The organism is Oleiphilus sp. HI0079 (genome assembly GCF_001635105.1).
In genome coordinates this window covers 1-273 of record NZ_LWFT01000351.1, presented here as the reverse complement: position 1 = coordinate 273, position 273 = coordinate 1, and the positions used below count along the sequence as shown (strand labels likewise).

The window sequence follows — 273 nt, the reverse complement described above, 5'->3', positions numbered from 1 at the left end:
CCATAATCAACTGCAGCAGAACCATCCATAAAATTGTCACGATCTGTATCGCGCGCGATGGTCTCTAAGTCCTGCTCAGTATGATGAGACATAATACGATTCAGCTTGTCACGAATCGTAAGAATTTCTTTCGTATGTATCTCAATGTCAGTCGCCTGCCCCTGATATCCGCCCAAAGGTTGATGAATCATCATCCTTGCATTCGGAAGACAATGGCGCTTACCTTTTGCCCCGCCAGTCAACAAAAAGGCGCCCATGCTACACGCTTGACCG

1 protein-coding gene is annotated in these 273 nt (G+C 47.3%); it reads right to left on the bottom strand.

Features of this window, described 5'->3' with window-relative positions:
- Window positions 1-273 (bottom strand): ATP-dependent Clp protease proteolytic subunit (locus tag A3750_RS04745; protein ID WP_197474895.1); only part of this gene is annotated, 273 nt, incomplete at both ends.